Raw genomic sequence first — 389 nt, 5'->3', positions numbered from 1 at the left:
CGCTCTTCCGATCTTTGATGTGCGCCCTGAAGTAAAAGAACAAGTGCAATCAATGGGTGCTGATTTCTTAGAAGTTGACTTCGAAGAAGACACCAGTGCTGGCGACGGCTATGCAAAAGAAATGTCTGATGAATTCAACAAGAAAGCAGAAGAGCTGTATGCGGCCCAGGCTAAAGATGTTGATATCATCATCACCACGGCGCTAATTCCTGGTAGGCCTGCACCAAAGCTGATCACCAAAGAAATGGTTGATAGCATGAAAGCAGGATCGGTGATTGTCGATCTCGCTGCGGCTAATGGCGGGAACTGTGAGTACACCGTTGCAGACCAAGTCGTAACGACAACTAACGGCGTTAAGGTTGTAGGCTATACCGATATGGTGGGCCGCC

The 389-nt window shown here is 48.6% G+C and carries 1 pseudogene; it reads left to right on the top strand.

What is annotated here, in order from left to right:
- Positions 1 to 389: pseudogene (gene pntA / locus ACP45E_RS18025) on the top strand (Re/Si-specific NAD(P)(+) transhydrogenase subunit alpha); the annotation flags it as partial.

The organism is Vibrio genomosp. F10 str. 9ZD137, from assembly GCF_049974785.1.
GTDB lineage: Bacteria > Pseudomonadota > Gammaproteobacteria > Enterobacterales > Vibrionaceae > Vibrio.
This window is presented reverse-complemented; position numbering and strand designations above follow the sequence as displayed.